A 20,123-nucleotide genomic window follows, 5' to 3' on the forward strand; every position below is an offset into this window, starting at 1 on the left:
ACAGGATCAGCTATGGCCCTTGCGCGGTATCAAGTGCACGAGGCCGACGATCACCCCGCCAACAATCAGCCCCAGGATCGCAGCGGCGACGGCGTTCACGAGCCAGCCGACCACGCCCTGCCCCGCCGGCACGCCATGCGCCACCTGCTCGGCGAAATGCTCCACGGCATGCGGCACCGCCCCCAGCCCGAACACCTCCAGCCCGTGCAGCAGGATGCCGCCGCCGACCCACACCATCGCCGCAACACCGATATGCGACAGCGCCTTCAGCAGCACCGGCATGCCCTTCACCAGCCCGCGCCCGAGCGCATTGGCCCCCGCCGAGGAGCGGCCGCTCAGATGCAGCCCGATATCGTCCATTTTCACGATCAGGGCGACTACACCGTACACGCCGATCGTGATCGCCACCGCGACCACCGCCAACACCAGTGCCTGCGTCCACAACGACAGGTCCGACAGGTCCGAGAGGGCGATTGCCATGATCTCGGCCGACAGGATGAAATCGGTACGCACCGCCCCGCTCACTTGCCGCGCCTCCAGTTCCTTGGGATCGGTGATCGTCTCCACTTCCTCGGCATGCTGGTGCCCGCTCAGCGCTTCAAAGATCTTCTCGGCCGCCTCGAAACACAGATACGCGCCGCCCACCATCAGGATCGGCGTGATCGCCCAGGGTGCCAGCGCGCTGAGCGCCAGCGCGGCGGGGAGGATGAAGAGCAGCTTGTTGCGCAGCGATCCCAGTGCGATCTTCCAGATGATCGGCAACTCGCGATCCGGCGACAGCCCGACGACGTAGCGTGGCGTCACCGCGGTATCGTCGATCACCACCCCCGCCGCTTTGGCGCTCGCCCTGCCTGCAGCCGCGGTGACATCGTCCACCGACGCGGCCGCCAACTTCGCCAATGCCGCGATGTCATCGAGCAACGCGACCAAACCACCTGCCATGCGCAAACCCCCTTTGTGACCCAGCCAACATCGCTAGCGCCGCCGGCGGCAAGATGCACGGCCCATTGAGAACAACCAGAACGCCGCCGGTTCGATCCGGATTTCCTTACGGACCGTCGGATCCCGCTACCGTGTCAGCACCAGACTCGAAGGTAGCGGCGGCCTCCCCCCCAGCGGCCATCATTCGGGCGCTATCCTCGCTCACCGCTTCCGCTGTACCCCCTCCGCCGCTTTGCGCAGCGCCCGCGCCAGTTCTTCGACCGAGTAAGGCTTTTGCAGCACGGCAAAACCCTGGGTGCCGTGTTGAACGAGCGCGGTGCTGTACCCGCTCGTCAGGATGACCGGCAGGCTGGGATAGAGGCGATGGATTTCTTCGCCGAGTTCCACGCCCGACATGCCCGGCATCACGACATCCGAAAACACGACATCGAACGCGTCTGCACCGCCGCGAAGCGTGTCCAGCGCGTCATGGCCGTTCATCGCCAGCACCGTGTGATAGCCCAGTTCCACCAGCGCGTCGGTTGCGAACTGCCCCACTTCGGCATGATCCTCGACGATCAGCACACAGGCGCCATGGCCCAGCGGCGACGCCTTATCTTCATCGTCTACCTGTGCGGCCTGGTCGGCCGGCGATTTCGGCAGGAACAGCGTGAAGATCGCGCCCGCGTTGGGCGCACTCTCCACGATCACTTCGCCACCCGACTGCTTGGCAAAGCCGAACACCTGGCTCAGACCCAGGCCAGTTCCCTGACCGACGGTCTTGGTGGTGAAAAACGGTTCGAAGATGCGATCGATGTCCTCGGGACGGATCCCCGCGCCGCTGTCGGCGATGGAGACCGCCACGAAGTCCCCTGAGACCGCCGCGTGGTTGCGGATCGCCGGCATGCCTTCGACTGCCCGAACGCGGATGGTCAGTGTGCCGGCACCGTTCATGGCGTCGCGGGCGTTCACCGCCATGTTCACCAGCGCGGTATCGAACTGGTTAGGATCGGCATTAACCGGGCAAGGATCTTCCCCCGCATCGATCGTCACTTCGACTTGTGATCCCGCCAGCGTTCCAAGCATATCGCTGAGATTGGCGATGCTTTTGCGCGCATCGAACACGACCGGCTTCAGGGTTTGGCGGCGCGCAAAGGCCAAGAGCTGGCTGGTCAGCCGCGCGGCCCGGTCCGCGGTGTCCGCGATCGCATCGATATAGCGCACACGTCGCGCTTCGGTGAGCCCAGGCCGGCGCAGCAGGTCGACCGAGCCGCGGATCACGGTAAGAAGATTGTTGAAGTCGTGCGCGACGCCGCCCGTCAGCTGGCCGACCGCTTCCACCTTCTGCGCCTGGCGAAGCTGCTCCTCGGCTTTGCGAAGCGCTTCTCCGGCCTCCTTTGCTTGCGTCACATCTCGGCCCGTCGCGTAGATGACGTCGCCCGCGCGCGCCGACACCCAGGATATGGTCCGAAAGGTGCCGTCCTTGCGGACATACCGGTTCTCTATCCTCGCCTGCCCGCCGGCTGCGGCCTGCTGATAGGCTTTCACCGTCTGTGCGTGATGCTCGGCCACTACGAACTCGTTGACGTGGTGCCCGACCAGCTCCTCCGGACCATAGCCAAGGATAACGGTCCAAGCCGGATTGACCTTCCGGAACACGCCATCGAAGTCGATCATCACGAGAAGGTCGGGGGAAGTCTCCCACAAGCGGTCGCGCTCTGCGGTGCGTAGCGTGACATCGCTCGCCAGTCGCGCATTGCTTTCCTGCAGGTCGCTTTCCAGCCGCTTGCGGTCAGTGACGTCGGCGGCAGCGCCGAACCATTCGGTGATCTCGCCTTTATCGTCGAGCAACGGCGTCGCACGGGACAGCGTCCAGCCGACCCCGCCATCGGTCCGGTTGACCCGATGCTCCAGGTTGAACAGCGACTTGGTTTCGATCGCCGTGCGAATGGCGGCGGCGACGCGGGGCTGGTCGTCGGCCGGGATATACTCGTTCAGCCATTTGGGATTGGCGGTACTGGTGTCGGCCAGAAAGGATCCACCCGACAGCTGCCGCATCTCACTCCAGTCGGCACTCATCGAATACAGCACCTCGGAGGACGCGCTGACGAGCGCTCCGAGCCGCGCTTCGCTGACTTGAAATGCGGCGATCTCACGCTCCAGCCGCATGTGGCTTTCTTGCAGCATGCGTTCCGCGGTCACCCGTCGCGTGGTCTCGGTGACGACAAGGAAGATGCCCGCGACCTTTCCTTCGTCGTCCCACAACGGACTGTGGCAATGGGTGAAGTACGCGTCTTCGGGCGCACCACGTCGGTCGGGCGTGTAGCGGGCATCCTCGACATAATAGGATCCACCCGCCAGCACCTTGTCGAATATCGGGGTAAGCTGATCCCACATCTCGGACCACCATTCCCGCGCGGGACGGCCCATATTGCCGGGGTGCTTGCGCCCCAGGCTAGGCGCATAGGCATCGTTGTAGAAAGTGATGAGCTCCGGCCCCCAATGGATCATCATGGGAAAGTCCGAACCCAGCAGAATGCGCACGGCGGATTGCAACGACATCGGCCAACTATCGACAGGCCCCAAGGGATTGCTTGTCCAGTCGACTGCCCGCAGCAGCGCGCCCGCTTCACCGCCGCCGGCCAGGCACGAACGCTGATCCATCATTGAAACCACTTTCTACGTCCACCTTCGCGACGCGCGATACATTCATTTACCGGCGCCGGAAACGCCGCCCCGCGCGCGCTGGACAAACCGATCAACTCGCTTCCGCCACCGCAAGCAAGGCCGCCGCCATGATGCCCGACACATCGGCATCCTGCGGCATGTCGTTGGCGATCAGCGAAAAAGTGAGCGTCCTGCCGCTACGTGCCACCAGATAACCTGACAGCGCGCTGGTCGCGTTCAAGGTGCCCGTCTTGGCGAACAGCCGCCCCTCCAGGCTGGTGCCCTTGAAGCGCCGCGCCAGCGTTCCATCGGTCCCGGCTACCGGCAGAGAAGCGCGCCACGCCGCGCCCCAGGGCTGTGCCGCCACCCAGCGCAGCAGTGTGACCGTGCCCCGCGGCGCAATCCGATTATAGCTCGACATACCCGATCCGTCGGAAAGATCGTACGCCGTACGGGGCACGCCTGCCTGCGTCAGCATCGCCTCGACCTGTGCCTGTCCATCGGCGATTGATCCGGAACCGCTTTGCAGGCCCAGCCGCCTGAGCAACAGCTCGGCATGCAAGTTTTGGCTCTGCTTGTTCGTGGCCGCCACGTCTTGCGCCAATGGAGGCGGCGTCAGCCTCGCGAGCACTGGCGTTGCGGCGTTGCGCATCTTGGTGTCTTCCGCCAACGCGCGATGCCGCACGCTCAGCTTGCCGGTCACTCGCACGCCCCGCGCCTCCAGCAGAGTCTTTAGCCGCCACGCGGCATAATGCGCGGGATCGTCGACGCTCAGGCGCAGGCTCTTGGACGGCGCTCCTGCCGCGATCTGACCCGTCAGGCGCACCAGAGTGCCGTTGATGTCGCGGTCGTAGCCGATCCTTGTCGGTCCCGACGCCACGGTGACCGCGCGGTTCTCGACCTGGTAATAAGGCAGCATCTCCACCACCGGCTGGCGTCCGACAGGTCCGGGCGACACTTTCAGCCGCACCTCGTTATCATCAAGGGTCAGCGCCGATACGCCGGTGCCCGACCAACCAGGGATGTTGTTCCAACTCATGCCCGGGCTCCAGCGCTGGTCCGGAAAGGCGGTGTCGTCGCCGATGATATGACGCACGCTTCGGGTGCGCCTCGCCACCGCTTCGGCAAGCACACTCAGGCAATCCGTTATACATTCGGGTGCACTCGACAGCCTCGCATCGCCGTTTCCAAGCAGCAGCACGTCCTGACCGTCCATCCGCACCGCTGCGCCGCCACTGGTGTCAGGCTGCGCGATGCCTGGCAGCTTCCAATAGGCCGCAGCAGTGGTGAATATCTTGGTATTGGATGCCGGCACGTAGCGCCCGTCGGGATCGATGGCGACGATCTCGCGTCCCTTGTCGTCGGTGACGACCATTCCGAAGCGCGTGCCCTGCGGTGCTGCCGCTAGCTTGGCCTCCACACGCTTCTGAACGCTTTGCGCAGTCGCTGGCAAGGCGGCGGAGAGAATGGAAAACACAACAAGCGGACGGATCATGGCGATGCCCTAGGTGCGGCGCACCACGCTCGCAATCCGCAACAGTCACTTACCACCACGATCATCCGAGGATGCAGCGTGCACTGCGCCGCTTGCACCTCGCAGCAGGGCTCCAGGCGCGCCTGCTCAGCGTCGCGGGATGCCCAGCGTCCATGGCTTGGGAAGGCCGGTGGGCTTGGCTGTGCCGTCCAGCCGCTCGACGCGCACCAACTTCACCGGCGGCTGGATCATCTGGCCACGCATCGCATCGCGCCCACAACAGGTCGGCTTGCCCAGGATGCGCTTCACCACGTCCATTCCCGCCACGACATGACCAAAGGCGGCAAAGCCGCGCGCGCCTGGTTTCGCATCAAGACCACGATTGTCGCCGACCATGATCGAAAAGTTGCCCGTTGCGGAATCGGGATTGCTCCCGTGCGCCATCGAGATCGTGCCACTCACATGGCGGATGCCGGTTTTGTTCGTCGGCTCAAGCGGCGGCGACGGGAGAATGCGGCGAGCATCCGTGCCGATGCCCCCCTGGATGAAGCCGAACTTAGGATCGGCCTTGCGGCGCGCGGAGCGGTAGATCGCCGTTCCGTCGAACCGCCCGTCATCGACATAGACAAGGAAGTTCGCGGTCGTCTTGGGGGCGCGCTTCGCTTCCAGTGCGACGACAATCGCGCCCTCGGAGGTGACGATCCGCACTCGGGTAAGCGCGGGAGGCGGCGGAGAGGCCGATGCGGTCAGCGTAAAGGACAGCAAGGCGGCGGAGGCAAACAGGCGACGCATGCCGGCCTGCTACTCAAAGCCGCGCCGCCGCGCGAGTATTAGATCAACAATCGCTGCTGACAATGGCGATCAGCGCGTCGAATTGCGGCGTGGTGAAACCCGCGGCGTAAAAGGCATCGATCTCGTGCTGGGGCAAGGTCGGGCCGCGATGCCAGGCGAGTACGGCAGAACGGCGAAGTGCTTCGAGCCGCGCGTCCGCCAATCGTGGGCTCACGCGGTGGCCGCCAAATAGCACGCCGAGGGCGGTAGCGACGGGACCGGGCTGGCGGAGCGAGGAGAGACGGTCGCGGCGAGCGAGCGAAATGACCTGCCGTTCGAGCGGTGTGAAACCGGCGCTGGGGAGGAGATCCGCGGGGGTTGTGACCGGATCGCCTTGAAGGGCGGAGAAGTTGAGATAGGCCATGGAGTCTTGCCGTCTGGAAGTTGATGAAAGTTGTGCGGAACGCTATCCACAACAGCTTCCGTACCAGGCGGTATATTAACTCCCGCTTACACCGTCAAGCAATTTCCGTACTGCGCGGTATCGTGTTCAGCGCGTCGGCCAGACCGAAAGGCTGGTTGCCACCAGCGCCTCGAGTTCGGCGCGGCTGGCCCCGGCGCCGGCCTGCAGCGACATGCCCTGCACCAAGGCGATCAGATAGGAGGCAAGGCCTGCCGCATCCATGCTCTCGGGAAGCTCGCCATCGTCCTTGGCGCGCTGAAACCGCTCGATCAGCAACCGTCCGGAAGACCGCCGCCGCTCGATCACTTCGGCGCGGATCGACTCCGCTTCCACGCCGCACGCAACCGAGCTGATGACGCGCAGGCAGCCCTTGGGCTCGCCTTCGATGGCGTGCATTTCGAGCGCGCCGGCCAGGATCCGTTCGGCCACCCCGCGCGCCGTCGGCGCGTCGAGCGCGGGCTGCATATACGCCAGCTTCTCGCGCTCATACAGATCGAGCGCCTTGCGAAACAACGACTCCTTGTTGCCAAAGGCCGCATACAGGCTGGGACGCGTGATCCCCATCGCCTCGGTCAGGTCGGTAAGCGACGCACCTTCATAACCCTTGCTCCAGAAGACGCGGAGCGCCGCTGCAAGGGCGTCGTCGACATCGAATTCGCGCGGGCGACCCTTGCCACCAGGACAGCAGGAAAGTTTCATAACTTCCGGTACATAAGCGCAAATATCGGAAAATCCATAGTAAATTCGCTCACCCCTGTTCCGGCGCGGAGCAGGCGAGGCCCGCATCGCCCTCTTCGCGCGCTACCGCAACGGCCAGCTTCTCCACGATTCCCGAGAGTTGCGCGCGCTCCTGGACATCAAGCGTGCCGAAGATCAGCTCCACCAGCCTGGCCCGTATCGGTTCGGTGGTTTCGATCGCGCGCTTGCCGGCCGGGGTAATCGAGATCCGCTTCACACGCCGATCGCGCGCGTCGGGTTCGCGCACCACCAGCCCGTCGCGCTCCATCCCGTCAAGCGCCTCGGTCACCGTGCGCGGCGCCAGGCTGAACAGTTCGGCGATATCCGCGGCGCGCGCCGGACCGTGCCGGTGGACATACATCAACAATTTGGTGCGGGCGAACGACGCCCCCGACGCACTCATGCGCCGATCGAGCAGCCGGTGCATGCGCAGGAAGAGGCTGCCGAATTCAGTGGAAAGCTGGTCGAGATCTGTCATGGGTTATTGAGGGGCCTCAATAAATGGTCTTGCGCAATTCTGCAAGCGCGAGCATTAGCCGCTGCCATTGTCGTATTTTGGCAAGGATCACACCGCCCGATGTCCGAACAGGATCAGCGCCCGAGCGCATTGGCTGACGCCCCCAACGACCAGAGCACGCAAGAAGATGCAGCGCCGGCCAAAAAGTCGCCGCTCAAGAACCCGCGCGTCCGCATCATCCTGTTGCTGATCGTCGCGGCGATCCTGGTGTTCGGGGGGCTGTGGTTCGCGCGCTACCAGACGCGGGGCAAATATCTGCAAAGCACCAACGACGCCTATGTCCAGGCAGACGCGGTGGTCGTGTCGTCGCGCATCTCCGGCTATGTCGAGCGGGTGCTGGTGGTGGAGAACCAGCGGGTCAAGGCAGGCCAGCCGCTGCTCCAGATCGACGCGCGCGACTATCGTGCGCAGGCCGAGCAGGCCCAGGCGCAGATTGATGTCGCCGCGGCCAATGCCGAGGGCGTACGCGCGCAGATCCGCGAACAGGGCGCGGCAATCGACCAGGCCCGCGCCCAGCTGGCCGCCGCGCAAAGCGCCCTAACCTTCGCGCGCTCCGAAGTGGCGCGCTACACGCCGCTGGCTGCGACGGGCGCCGAAACGCGCGAGCGGCTGTCGCAATTGCGCGATCAGGCGCGCCAGGCTGAGGCGCAGGTCGCCACCGCCCGCGCCGGGCTGGACGCCGCACAGCGCCGGGTCGGGACGCTGCGCACCCAGATCGCCCAGGCGCAGTCGCAGGGCCGCGCCGCGCAGGCGCAGCTGGCGGCGGCGAACGTCAACGCGACCTCCTCCATCCTGCGCGCCAGCCGCGATGGCCGCGTCGGCGACAAGACGGTGCAGCCGGGCCAGCTGGTCCAGCCGGGCGTGCGGCTGATGTCGATCGTTCCCGATCAGCAGCTTTATGTCGAAGCCAATTTCAAGGAAACGCAGATTGGGCTGATGCGGGTCGGTCAGCCGGTGACCGTCAAGGTCGACGCGCTGGACGGCGTGGAGATCCATGGCCGGATCGAAAGCTTCTCGCCCGGCACCGGCGCGCAATTCTCGCTGCTGCCGCCACAGAACGCGACCGGCAACTTCACCAAGATTGTGCAGCGCATCCCCGTGCGGATCGCAATCGATCTGGGGCCGACGGCGCGCAAGCTGATCCTGCCGGGCATGTCGGTCGATGTCGAAGTCGATACGATTGCCGCCAAGGGCCAGCGCGAGGCGATCGAGCGCGAGCAGAAGGCGCATAACGCGGCGCGCCGGAAATGAGCGCGGGCGCGACCTCGGCCGATCGCGCCGCGGTCGGCAAGCCCCAGGGCCAGGCGCAGGTTCAGAAAGCGGACCTGGGCGCGTGGCTGGCAGTGGCGGCCGGAAGTCTGGGCGCGCTGATGGCGACGCTCGACATCTCGATCGTCAACTCCTCATTGCCCACCATCCAGGGCGAAATCGGCGCGAGCGGCACCGAAGGCACCTGGATCGCCACCAGCTACCTGGTCGCCGAGATCATCGTGATCCCGCTTTCGGGCTGGCTGGAGCGGATGCTGGGGCTGCGCACCTTTCTGCTGATCGCCACCGTGTTGTTCACGGCGTTCTCGGTGATGTGCGGGCTGTCGACCAATCTGAGCATGATGATCGCCGGCCGGGTCGGCCAGGGTATCACCGGCGGCGCGCTGATCCCCACGGCAATGACGATCATCGCCACCCGCCTGCCCCCCCAGCAGCAGCCGATCGGCACGGCGATGTTCGGCGTGACCGCGATCCTGGGCCCCGTGCTGGGGCCGCTGATCGGCGGCTGGCTGACCGAGAATATCAGCTGGCATTATGCCTTTTTCCTCAACGTGCCGGTGAGCGCGGTGCTGATCACGCTGCTGCTGGTCGGGCTGCCGCACGAAAAGGCGCGACTGCACGAGATCCGCCAGGCCGACTGGCTGGGCATCGCCGGGCTGGCGTTGGGGCTGGGTGGGCTGACGGTGGTGCTGGAAGAAGGCCAGCGCGAGCAATGGTTCGAAAGCGAGCTGATCCTTCAGCTGACCGGAGTCACCATTTTCGGCTTCGTGCTGCTGCTTGCCGGCCAGTTCCTGGCGCGCAAGCCGGTGATCAAGCTCAAGCTGCTTCTCGACCGCCAATTCGGCAGCGTCGCGGTGATGGCAGTGGTGCTGGGCATGGTGCTGTACGGCACCTCTTACGTGATCCCGCAATTCGTCGCGATCATCGCCGATTACAACGCGCTTCAGGCAGGCTACGTGGTCCTGCTGGCGGGAATCCCCAGCCTGATGCTGATGCCGTTCACGCCGCTGTTGATGCGGTATGTGGATATTCGGATCGCCGTTGCCTTTGGCCTGCTGGTGATGGCGCTCAGCTGTTATCTCGACACCGGACTGACCGCCGAATCCACCGGGGGCGCCTTCACTGACTCCCAGTTGCTGCGCGGTGTGGGGCAGATCTTCGTGATGCTGTTCCTCAACCAGGCGGCGATCCGGTCGGTGCCGCCCGAACAGGCGGGCGATGCGGCCGGGCTGTTCAACGCCGCGCGCAACATCGGCGGATCGGTGGGGCTGGCGATGCTTGCCACCGTGCAGGAACAGCGCAGTTATTTCCACGCCCGCCGATTGGAGGAGTCGCTGTCCGCCAACTCGGTCGCAGTGCAGGACTATGTCGCCGGCATGGCCCAGTCGGTCGGCGGCCAGGCCGCGGCGCTGCGCAACCTGGGCGGCATGATCAGCCAGCAGGCGCTGGTGATGACGTATAATGACATGTTCTGGCTGCTGGCGGTCGGCATCCTGTGCGTGACGCCGCTGGTCCTGTTCCTCCGCCCGCTTCCGCAGGGCGGCCCTATCGCCATGCATTGAGGCTTTGCGATGCGTAGATTTGCTCCCCTTCCCCTGCTCTCCGTCGCGCTGCTGGGTGCCTGCACGGTTGGCCCCGATTATGCCGGGCCGCCGAGCGTCGGCACCGCCGGCCAGCCCCCGGCCCGGTTCGTGCGCGGCGGCGATTCCGCGACGGTCGCCGCACCCGCGCCTGCACGGTGGTGGACGGCACTGAACGACCCCACGCTCGACATGCTCGAGACGCGCGCGCTGGCCGCCAACCCCAGCGTGGCGGTGGCGCAGGCGCGGTTGCGCCAGGCGCGCGGCGCACTGCGGCTGGAACGCGCCAACCGGCTGCCCCAGGCGGGCGCATCGGGGATGTACGTCCATGCCGAGCTTCCCGGCGTGGACCTGGGCAGCCTGACCGGTGGCTCCGCCGAAGGCGAGGGCACGGGTGGCGGCGCGGGCGGCGGCGCGGCGGCTGCCGAAGCGCCTGATCTCGGCTCGCTCGATTTCTTCAACGCCGGCTTCGATGCCAGCTGGGAAGTCGACCTGTTCGGCGGCCAGCGCCGCACGGTGGAAGCGACCCGCGCCAATGTGCAGGCAGCGGAAGCGAACGTCGCCGACGCGCAGGTGACCTTGGCCGCCGATGTCGCCAACGCCTATGTCGCGCTGCGCGACCGGCAGCAGCGGCTGGCGCTGTCGCGGCAGTCGGGCACGCTCCAGCGGCAGATGTTCGAGCTGACCCAGCAGCGCGCCGCGCAGGGCACGGCGTCGGCGCTGGAGGTCGAGCGGCTGCGCACCCAATTGGAATCGACCGAGGCCGAACAGGTGCCGCTCGCCGCCGAGATCGAAGCCTATCTGAACGCGCTCGCGGTGCTGACCGGGGCCGAGCCGGGCGCGCTCGACACGGTGCTGACCACGCCCGGCCGCACGCTGCTGCCGCCCGCACAGGTGGCGGTGGGCGACCCCGCCGCGCTGCTCCAGCAGCGGCCGGACATCCGCGCGGCCGAGCGCCAGCTTGCCGCATACACCGCGCGGATCGGCGTGGCGGAAGCATCGCGCTTTCCGCGGCTGAGCCTGACGGGGATGCTGGGACTGGGCGGAACCTCGCCAGAGGCGCTGGTCGATCTGGACAATCTGGCCGCGCTGGCCATGCCGCGGCTGCAATGGAGCTTTCTGGATTTCGGGCGCGGCCGTGGCCGGGTCGAGCAGGCGCAGGGCGCGCGCGACGAAGCCGAGGCGCAGTATCGCGGCGCAGTGCTGCGCGCGTTGCAGGACGCCGAGGATTTGCTGTCGCGCTTCGGCCATCGCCGGGAAACGGTTGCGAGCCTGGTGCGGGTGCGCGCCTCGGCCGTTAAGGCGGCGGGGCTGACTCAGCAGCGCTATCGCGCAGGCACGGCACGGCTGATCGACGCGTTGGATGCCGAGCGGCAGCGGGTGCTGGCCGAGCAGAATCTGGCACAGGCGACCGCGGCGCTGACTGCGGATTACGTCGCGTTGCAAAAAGCGTTGGGATTGGGTTGGGAGCCGGTACCGGGAGCGCCGGTGTCGGCGGAGTAATCGGCTCCACTATTCCCCCTCCCTGCAAGCAGGAAGGGGTCAGGGGTGGGTGCGCGCGTCTGCGCGCCCAAAAAGAACTCGAACCTTTCCGCTAGAAAAGCGGAAGCCGAGGCATCGAGCCCCGGCTTTCGCTTAACGCACCCCCTTCCCTTCCAGGGCGGAAGAAGAAAGGCGAAGCCGCCTTCGCAGAGCGCCCGCGCTTATCTCCCATCCTCCCCCGCCAGGGGGCGGATGGCCATGGGCTTAGTTCAGGCCACCGCCGAGCGAGCGGTACAGCTCGACCAGATTGCTTGCCTGAGTCAGCCGGGTAGTCACCAGCTGCTGTTGCGCGGCATAGGCCGTGCGCTGCGCGTCGAGGGTGTTGAGGAACGAGTCCACGCCAGCGCGGAAGCGGGCGTCGGACAAGCGCGCGGCCACTTGCGCCGCGTTGGCGCGCTGCGACTGGGCGCTGACCTGCTCGCCGATCCGGCCGCGCTGGGCGAGTGCGTCGGCGACTTCGCGGAACGCGACTTGGATGGTGCGCTCATAGGTGGAGACCGCAACCTGCTGCGACGCGCGGGCATATTGGAGATTGCCCGAGCGGCGGCCGCCATCGAAGATCGGCAAGCCGATCGACGGCGCGGCCTGATAGGTAAAGCTGCCACCGCCGAACAGGCCCGACAGCGCGGTGCTGATCGTGCCGACCAGGCCGGTGAGCGAGATGGTGGGGAAGAACGCCGCACGCGCCGCGCCGATGTTCGCGCTTTCGGCGATCAGCTGGTGCTCGGCACGCAGCACGTCGGGGCGGCGCAGCAGCACTTGCGACGACAGGTTCCCGGGCAACACGTCGCGCGTGACCGGCTCCGCACCGAAGCCGGTGGGCAGCAGCGACGATGGCACGGTGGTGCCGGCGAGCAGGTTCAAGGCGTTCTGGTCCTGCGCGATGCGGACCTCCAGCGCGGCGATGTCGTTGCGCGCGGCCTGGAAGTTGGTCTCGGCCTGGCGGACCTCCAGCTCGGAGCCGACGCCGATGCGGAACTGCGCGCTGGTGAGGCGCAGCGTTTCCTGAAACGCCTTTAACGTCTCACGCGACAGGCGGAGCTGTTCCTGGTCCGACGCCATCTGGAGCCAGGCATTGGCGGTTTCGGCGATCAGGCTGACGCGAGCCGAGCGCTGCGCCTCTTCCGACGCGAACACCTGTTCCTGCGCGGCGCGGGTCAGGTTGCGGACGCGGCCGAACAGATCGACCTCATAGGCCGAAATGCCGGCGTTGAGCGAATAGATCTCCAGGTTGCTCGATCCGCCGGTGCCCACGCCGACACCCGGCGTGACGCCGCCACCCGTGCCTGCGCCCGCCCCGGCGCCCGCTCCCGCTGCACCGAAATTGTTGGTGTAGGTCGCGCTGCCGTTGACGCTGGCGGTGGGGAACAGCTCCGAGCGCTGCGTGCGCAGCTGGGCACGCGCCTGAAGCACATTGCCCGCCGCGATGCGCAGGTCACGGTTGTTGGTCAGGCTGGTCTCGATCACCTGGCGCAGCCGCGGATCCAGGAAGAAGTCACGCCAGCCGATCGCCGAGACGTCGGGCGCATCGGTGGCGGCGCGGGGATAGATGCCGCCCTCAGGCAGGGTGGTGGGCACCGCGCCTTCGGGCCGAACATATTTGGGCGCGAAGTTGCAGCCCGACAGGATGGTCGCGCCCGCCAGCAGCGCGAGGAATGGTTTCGTCATGCTATTCATGCTCCCTGCGGCGGCGTGCCGCCATCGGAGGATTTGTTGCCGGCGTCGGGCGCGACGTCGGTCGCGGCGCTGGGATGCTCGGGGCGGCTGTCGCCCTGGCCGTGGCCGAACAAACGGCTCACGACCACGAAGAACATCGGCACGAAGAAGATCGCCAGCACCGTCGCGGAGAACATGCCGCCAACCACCGCGCGGCCGATGGCGTTCTGGCCGCCGGCACCCGCGCCGGTGGAGATCGCCAGCGGCAACACGCCGAAGATGAACGCCAAGGACGTCATCAGGATCGGGCGAAGACGAAGCTTGGCCGCCTCGATCGCCGCGTCGAACGCGTTCATGCCGGCCCGGACCCGCTCTTCTGCGAATTCCACGATCAGGATGGCGTTCTTGGCCGACACGCCGATCGTGGTGATCAGGCCCACCTGCAGGTAGATGTCGTTGTTGAGCCCGGTGAGCCACGCCGCCAACATCGCGCCCAGCACGCCCAGCGGCACCACCAGCAGCACCGCGATCGGCACCGACCAGCTTTCGTACAGTGCGGCCAGGCACAGGAACACGATCAGCAGCGACAGGCCGTACAGCGCGGGAGCCTGCCCGCCCGACAGCTGCTCCTCATAGCTGAGCCCGGTCCAGTCGAGCCGCGTGCCCGGCGGCAGCTTGGCCTGCATCTCCTCCATCGCCTTCAGCGCGGCGCCGGACGAGACCCCCGGTGCGGGCTGACCCAGGATTTCCATAGACGGCTGGCCATTATAGCGGGTCAGCTGCATCGGTCCCTGGCGCCACGACAGGGTGGAGAAGGCCGTGAACGGCGCCATGGTGCCGGTCTCGCCCCGCACGTACAGATCGCCGATGTCCTCCGGCGCCATGCGATAAGGCGCATCGGCCTGGAGATACACGCGCTTCACCCGGCCGCGATCAATGAAGTCATTGACATACGCCCCGCCCCACGCAGTCGCGATGGTGCTGTTGACCGTGCCCAGATCAAGTCCGAGCGCGCGCGCCTTGTCCTGGTCGACGTCGACCTTGAGCTGCGGCGCGTCGTCTAGCGCGTTGGGACGCACACCCACCAGCAACTTGTTCTGCGAAGCCATGCCGAGCAATTGGTTACGCGCGGCGAGCAGCTTCTCGTGACCAAGGCCACCTTCATCGATGAGCTGGAGGTCGAAACCGGTGGCGTTGCCCAGTTCCTGGACCGCCGGCGGGATCACGGCGAAGATCAGGCCGTCCTTGTATTGCGAGAACGCACCCATGGCGCGACCCACGATCGCCTGCGCCTTGTTCTCCGCGCCGGGCCGATCCTTCCATTCCTTCATCGGAATGAACGCGATGCCGCTATTCTGACCGGTGCCCGAGAAACTGAAGCCGTTGACGGTGTAGACGCCCCGGATCGCGCCGCCGGCATTTTGCAGGAAATGATCGCGAACCAGGTCGAGGCCCTTCTGAGTCCGCGCGGTGGTGGCGCCCGAGGGCCCCTGCACCAGCGCGATCATCACGCCCTGATCTTCCTCAGGCAGGAAGCCGGTCGGCAGCCGTGCGAACAGAAAGGTAAGGCCTGCCAGGATCAGCGCATAGGCAATGAGCGAGCGGCCCCAACGGCGTGCCGTCGATCGCGTGCCTCGCTCGTAGCGATCGCGCCCACGATCGAACGTGTTGTTGAACCAGCCGAAGAAGCGCGCGAGCGGACCGCGGCCCTCACCCTTGTTGGGATCGTGGGGCTTGAGGATGGTCGCGCACAGCGCCGGGGTGAGGATCAGCGCGACCGCCACCGACAGCACCATGGCCGACACGATGGTGATCGAGAACTGGCGATAGATGACGCCGGTGGAGCCCCCGAAGAACGCCATCGGCAGGAACACCGCGGACAGCACCAGGCCGATGCCGATCAGCGCACCGCTGATCTCGTCCATCGACTTGCGGGCCGCCTCCCTGGGCGAGAGATGTTCGTCGGTGATCAGCCGCTCGACGTTTTCGACCACCACGATCGCGTCATCGACCAGCAAGCCGATCGCGAGCACCATGCCGAACAGAGTCAGCGTGTTGATCGAATAGCCGAACATCGCCAGCACGGCGAACGTGCCCGTCAGCACCACCGGCACCGCGATCGTCGGGATCAGCGTCGCACGGAAGTTCTGCAGGAACAGGAACATGACCAGGAAGACGAGCACCACCGCTTCGACCAGCGTGTGGACCACCTGCTCGATCGACAGCCGCACGAAAGGCGAAGTGTCGTAGGGGAAGATGACCTTGACGTCGGACGGGAACTGCTTGGAGATCTCGTTCACCCGCTCCTTGACCGCTACCACGGTATCGAGCGCGTTGGCCCCTGGGGCCAGCTTCACCGCTATGCCCGATGCTGCCTTGCCATTCCATTGGGCGGAAAAGCCGTAGTTCTCGGCACCGATCGCCACCCGTGCGACATCGCCCAGGCGCACGACCGATCCGTTCGTGCCGCTCTTCAGCCGTATCCGCGCAAATTCCTCTGGAGAGGTCAGCCGCGATGAGACGGACACCGTCGCATTGAGCATCTGCTCCTTGGGCGCGGGCTGCGCACCGATCTGACCGGCGGAAACCTGCGCGTTCTGCGCTGTCACCGCGGCGGTCACGTCGGCCATGGTCAACGCGTAGTTGTTGAGCTTGATCGGGTCGACCCAGATGCGCATGGCATATTGCGAGCCGAATACCTGCGTGTCGCCGACGCCGGTGACGCGCGACAGCGGGTCCGCGATCTTAGTCGCGATGATGTCTGCCAGATCTTCGTCGTTGTGCGCCCCGTTTTCCGAATACAGGCCGACGAACAGCAGGATGTTCTGGGTCGCCTTGGCGACGATGATACCCTGCCGCTGCACTTCCTGCGGCAGCAGCGGCGTCGCCGCCTGCAGCTTGTTCTGCACCTGGACCTGTGCAGTGTCGGGATCGGTGCCCTGCTCGAAGGTCAAGGTGATCGTGACGTTTCCGGCCGACGAGGACGAGGACGAGAAGTAGCGAAGGTGGTCGATCCCCTTCATCTGCTGCTCGATGATCTGGGTGGTGGTGTTCTCCAGCGTCTGGGCGTCAGCGCCCGGATAGGTCGCAGTGATCGAAACCGCAGGCGGCGCGATCGCCGGAAACTGTGCGATCGGCAAAGTGCGCACCGCCAGAATGCCGGCGATGAGAACCATCACCGCCAGCACATAGGCGAAGATCGGGCGATCGATGAAATAGCGTGACATGGCTGATTACTTCGCCTGACTTTGAGCCTGTGGCTGCTGGGTTCCACCCGGCGCGGCCGCATTCGGATTCCAAGGTTTGGGCTGCACGGGCATGCCGGGACGCAGCATCATGGCCCCCTCGACAATCACTTTGTCCCCCGCCTTCAGGCCGCCGGTCACCAGCCAATTGTCGCCGACCGTGCGGTCGGTCTTCAAGGCGCGCGGTTCGATCTTGTTTCCCGCGCCGACCACCAGGGCCGTGGCATTGCCACGCTCGTCGCGGCTGACGGCGCGCTGCGGCACCAAGATCGCGTTCGCCTTGGTGCCTTCAGGCAGCTGGGCACGCGCGAACATGCCAGGCAGCAACAGCCCCTGCGGGTTGGAGAACACCGCGCGGATGATCTGGCTGCCCGTGGTCGGGTCGACGGTCACGTCGGTGAACTTCAGCGTGCCTTCAATGGGATAGGTCGTGCCGTTCTCAAGCTTCAGGCGAACGCGCGCCGCGCCGCTCCCGCGGCTGAGCTCGCCTTGGGCGAGCTGCTGGCGCAGGTTCAGCACTTCGGCGCTCGACTGCTGGATGTCGACAAAGATCGGGTCCAGGCGCTGGATCGTGGTCAGCGGATCGGTCTGCGAAGCCGACACCAGCGCACCGGTGGTGAAGGTCGAGCGGCCAATCCGTCCCGAGATCGGCGCGCGGATGGTGGTGCGTGCCAGGTCGATCTGGGCGGTTCGCAGCGCAGCCTGTTGCGCGGCGACATCGGCGCGGGCCTGCTGCGCGCCGGTCACGGCGTTCTCCGCCTCCTGGCGCGAGATGGCGTTGATGCGCACCAGCTCGTTGTAGCGGCGCGACAGCGCAGCGGTCGAGGCGATCGCCGCGCGCGAGCGGGCAAGCGCCGCCTGGGCGCTGGCGACCTGCGCCTGATAGGGCGCGGGATCGATGCGGTAGAGCGGCTGGCCGGCGCGGACCATGTCGCCTTCCTCGAACAGGCGGGCAAGGATGATGCCGTTGACCTGCGGGCGCACTTCCGAAGTCTCGTACGCGGCGGTGCGGCCAGGCAGCTCGGTGCTGAGCGTCACCGGCGCTTCCTGCACGGTGATCACACCGACCTGGGGCGGGCCAGCAGCCGCCGCCGCCTTTTGCTGCTCCGCAGCATCATTGCCGCCGCAGCCGCCAAGAATCAGCGCCATGCCAAAAGCTGCCGTAAGTTTTTTCATGGGATCACCGGAGGATAGGAGTTGTGAGTGAACGCTCACACACATATGATGAGCGGGCTTATATGGAGAGGACCCGGGTTTGGCAACCGGAGAAAGATACCGAATGGAACAGAATGCATTGCAGCCGACCCGCGCGGAGACGCGGCGCGGACATTTGCTCGAAACCGCCCGCACATTGTTCATCGAACATGGCTTCCACCAAACGGGAATGGCGCAGATCGCCACCGCCTCGGGGATCAAGGTCGGCCAGATCTATCGGGACTTTCATAGCAAGGAAGACATCATCGCTGCAATCTGTGAGCGGGACGTGTCGGATTGGCTGGAAGAGGACATGCTGGCGGCGGCGGTGGCATCCGGCGATCCCGGTGCGGTACGCGAGTGGATGGGACGCTTCCTCTCCTCCGACGAGCCGGTCGAGGAATGCAGGCTGATGAGCGAGATCGTCGCCGAAGTAGGCCGCAATGCGCGCATCGCCGAACTCAACCGCTCCATTGACCGCCGCATCCGCAACAGCCTGTCCGCCGCACTTCAGGCGATCGCCAGTGCAAAAGGGTCGGCGGAGGATCAGGACTCGTTGATCGACCTGATCCTGTCCCTGGGCATGGGGATCATGTTGCGGCGAAGCTTCGATCCGGATTTAAAGGTTGATCGGCTATATCGCTGGGTATCCGAGATCATCGATCAGCGGATCGGAGCGCTCGCCGCCTGAGGCGCACGCCCTTGGGTAAGGCAGCATACCCTTCTCCGCGCCTTGCGCCGGGATGAGATCCGATCCCGGCGGCATGTTCGGCCCTTCAACGGCGCGGCCGCTAACGCGGCCAGGCCTCATCCCGGTCGTACACATATTGCTCCGCGTCGCTCAGCGCCGGCAGCCAGGGTTCGCGGCGCACCGTCCAGAGTTCATAGGTCGGCGTGAACCTGCCCGGTTCATCAAGCATCCCCAGATAAATCTCGACTTCGCCGTCGCTGCCCCCGAACACCGATCCGCCGCATCGCGGACAGAAGTGCCGCCCGCCATAGCTGCGGGTCTCCCCATGAACGGTGACCGCGCCCCGAGGGAAGATCGCGGAAGCGTGGAACACCGCGCCATGATGCTTGCGGCAATCCAGGCAATGGCAAACCCCCACGCGACGGGGCCGCCCCATCGCCTCGATCCGAACGTCCCCGCACAGGCAGCCGCCAGTGAACCGGTCCATACCGCACCTCCACGCTTGGAATCCCGCTTTGTGTCGCACTCGCCCTTCATTCAGGCAAGCCAGTCGCCTTTTGTCGCGCCAGGTGGCAGACGGCCCGCGCGCCGAAGGTGGCGCAAGTCTGTTCGTCGGGGATCGAGATGCTCGAAGTGTGCGTGGAAACCGTTGACGGGATCGCGGCGGCGGTGAGCGGCGGCGCGGATCGGATCGAGCTTTGCTCGGCGCTGGCGCTGGGCGGCATCACTCCGCCACACGCGCTGATTCGCCAGGCGGCGCTCGCACCAATCGCCGTGCACCTGCTCGCCCGCCCGCGCGACGGCAATTTCCGCTATGCCGCCGGAGAGGCGGCGCTGGTCGCCGAGGATATCCGCGACGCCGCACAAGCCGGGTTGGATGGCGTGGTGATCGGCGCCAGCGACGCGTCGGGCGCGCTCGACGCAACCCTGCTGTCGGCCTGGGTCGCGCATGCCCGTGCCGAGGGCGAGAAGCGGCGCCGCCCGCTGTCGCTGACGCTGCATCGCGCCTTTGATCTGTGCCCGGACCTGCTCGACGCGATGGAAACCGCCATCGCCCTGGGCTTCGACCGTATCCTGACCTCTGGCGGGCAACCCCGCGCCGTGGACGCACTCGACACGCTGAGCGCCCTGGTCGCGCGCGCGAAGAACCGCATCATCATCCTTCCCGGCAGCGGCGTGGATGCCGCCAACGTGTCCGCCATCCTGGCCACCGGCGCGCGCGAAGTGCACGCATCGTGCCGCAGCGCGGCGGGCGGCGCCAGCGAGGCGGAGCAGCGTTTCGGCTTTCAAAACGGCCCTGCGATGCATACCGATGTCGCCAAGGTATCGGCGCTTTGCACGCAGCTGAGGCGGCATGAGACCTTGAACAGTACCAATATATAACTTAACCCTGAC

At 66.1% G+C, this 20,123-nt stretch carries 16 protein-coding genes; 5 read left to right on the forward strand and 11 right to left on the reverse strand.

Going from position 1 to position 20,123, the window contains the following annotated elements; translation table 11 throughout:
* Positions 1-6: 6 nt before the first annotated feature.
* From FHT02_RS05500 to FHT02_RS05530, 7 genes are all read right to left on the reverse strand, one after another.
* Positions 7-942 carry a DUF808 domain-containing protein gene (locus FHT02_RS05500; protein ID WP_184085300.1) on the reverse strand — a complete coding sequence of 312 codons (936 nt, stop codon included), beginning with the start codon at positions 940-942 and terminating at the stop codon, positions 7-9.
* A 201-nt stretch (positions 943-1,143) separates the two neighbouring features.
* Positions 1,144-3,588, reverse strand: coding sequence for a hybrid sensor histidine kinase/response regulator (locus FHT02_RS05505; protein ID WP_221239310.1), 2,445 nt, complete (start codon positions 3,586-3,588; stop codon positions 1,144-1,146).
* 91 nt (positions 3,589-3,679) lie between these two features.
* Positions 3,680-5,083, reverse strand: a complete 1,404-nt coding sequence (gene dacB, locus FHT02_RS05510) for a D-alanyl-D-alanine carboxypeptidase/D-alanyl-D-alanine endopeptidase (protein ID WP_184085303.1) — start codon at positions 5,081-5,083, stop codon at positions 3,680-3,682.
* Between the two features lie 126 nt (positions 5,084-5,209).
* A complete protein-coding gene (locus tag FHT02_RS05515) occupies positions 5,210-5,854 on the reverse strand; it encodes a peptidylprolyl isomerase (protein ID WP_184085306.1) in 645 nt (214 codons plus the stop codon).
* Between the two features lie 43 nt (positions 5,855-5,897).
* Positions 5,898-6,257, reverse strand: a complete 360-nt coding sequence (locus FHT02_RS05520) for a hypothetical protein (protein ID WP_184085309.1) — start codon at positions 6,255-6,257, stop codon at positions 5,898-5,900.
* 126 nt (positions 6,258-6,383) lie between these two features.
* Entirely contained in the window at positions 6,384-6,995 is a 612-nt protein-coding gene (locus FHT02_RS05525; RefSeq protein WP_184085312.1) for a TetR/AcrR family transcriptional regulator, read from the reverse strand.
* A 49-nt stretch (positions 6,996-7,044) separates the two neighbouring features.
* Entirely contained in the window at positions 7,045-7,512 is a 468-nt protein-coding gene (locus tag FHT02_RS05530) for a MarR family winged helix-turn-helix transcriptional regulator (protein WP_184085314.1), read from the reverse strand.
* A gap of 99 nt (positions 7,513-7,611) precedes the next feature.
* Here FHT02_RS05530 and FHT02_RS05535 point away from each other — a divergent pair, with 99 nt between their 5' ends.
* From FHT02_RS05535 to FHT02_RS05545, 3 genes are read left to right on the forward strand one after another with little or no spacing between them, the layout of a single operon-like run.
* Positions 7,612-8,802 (forward strand): HlyD family secretion protein, encoded by a 1,191-nt coding sequence (locus FHT02_RS05535; RefSeq protein ID WP_184085317.1) that lies wholly within the window; start codon positions 7,612-7,614, stop codon positions 8,800-8,802.
* Positions 8,799-10,382, forward strand: a complete 1,584-nt coding sequence (locus FHT02_RS05540) for an MDR family MFS transporter (RefSeq protein WP_184085320.1) — start codon at positions 8,799-8,801, stop codon at positions 10,380-10,382. The genes FHT02_RS05535 and FHT02_RS05540 overlap by 4 nt, the downstream gene beginning before the upstream one ends.
* Before the next feature lie 9 nt (positions 10,383-10,391).
* A complete protein-coding gene (locus FHT02_RS05545; RefSeq protein WP_184085323.1) occupies positions 10,392-11,903 on the forward strand; it encodes an efflux transporter outer membrane subunit in 1,512 nt (503 codons plus the stop codon).
* A gap of 243 nt (positions 11,904-12,146) precedes the next feature.
* Here the strand turns inward: FHT02_RS05545 and FHT02_RS05550 are convergent, their stop codons facing one another.
* The 3 genes from FHT02_RS05550 to FHT02_RS05560 are packed head-to-tail and all read right to left on the reverse strand — an operon-like array spanning position 12,147 to position 18,019.
* A complete protein-coding gene (locus tag FHT02_RS05550; protein WP_184085326.1) occupies positions 12,147-13,610 on the reverse strand; it encodes an efflux transporter outer membrane subunit in 1,464 nt (487 codons plus the stop codon).
* 5 nt (positions 13,611-13,615) lie between these two features.
* On the reverse strand, positions 13,616-16,825 hold the full coding sequence (locus tag FHT02_RS05555) for an efflux RND transporter permease subunit (protein WP_184085327.1): 3,210 nt from the start codon (positions 16,823-16,825) through the stop codon (positions 13,616-13,618).
* Between the two features lie 6 nt (positions 16,826-16,831).
* Positions 16,832-18,019, reverse strand: coding sequence for an efflux RND transporter periplasmic adaptor subunit (locus tag FHT02_RS05560; protein WP_184085330.1), 1,188 nt, complete (start codon positions 18,017-18,019; stop codon positions 16,832-16,834).
* Between the two features lie 103 nt (positions 18,020-18,122).
* Here FHT02_RS05560 and FHT02_RS05565 point away from each other — a divergent pair, with 103 nt between their 5' ends.
* Positions 18,123-18,728 (forward strand): TetR/AcrR family transcriptional regulator, encoded by a 606-nt coding sequence (locus FHT02_RS05565; protein WP_184085333.1) that lies wholly within the window; start codon positions 18,123-18,125, stop codon positions 18,726-18,728.
* Positions 18,729-18,828: 100 nt separating this feature from the next.
* On the opposite strand, the gene FHT02_RS05570 is transcribed toward FHT02_RS05565, so the two are convergent.
* Positions 18,829-19,215, reverse strand: a complete 387-nt coding sequence (locus FHT02_RS05570) for a GFA family protein (protein WP_184085336.1) — start codon at positions 19,213-19,215, stop codon at positions 18,829-18,831.
* Positions 19,216-19,322: 107 nt separating this feature from the next.
* Here FHT02_RS05570 and FHT02_RS05575 point away from each other — a divergent pair, with 107 nt between their 5' ends.
* On the forward strand, positions 19,323-20,111 hold the full coding sequence (locus FHT02_RS05575) for a copper homeostasis protein CutC (protein ID WP_343056837.1): 789 nt from the start codon (positions 19,323-19,325) through the stop codon (positions 20,109-20,111).
* Positions 20,112-20,123 lie beyond the last annotated feature (12 nt).

The sequence above is a fragment of the Sphingomonas xinjiangensis genome, assembly GCF_014199255.1.
GTDB classification, from domain to species: domain Bacteria; phylum Pseudomonadota; class Alphaproteobacteria; order Sphingomonadales; family Sphingomonadaceae; genus Sphingomonas; species Sphingomonas xinjiangensis.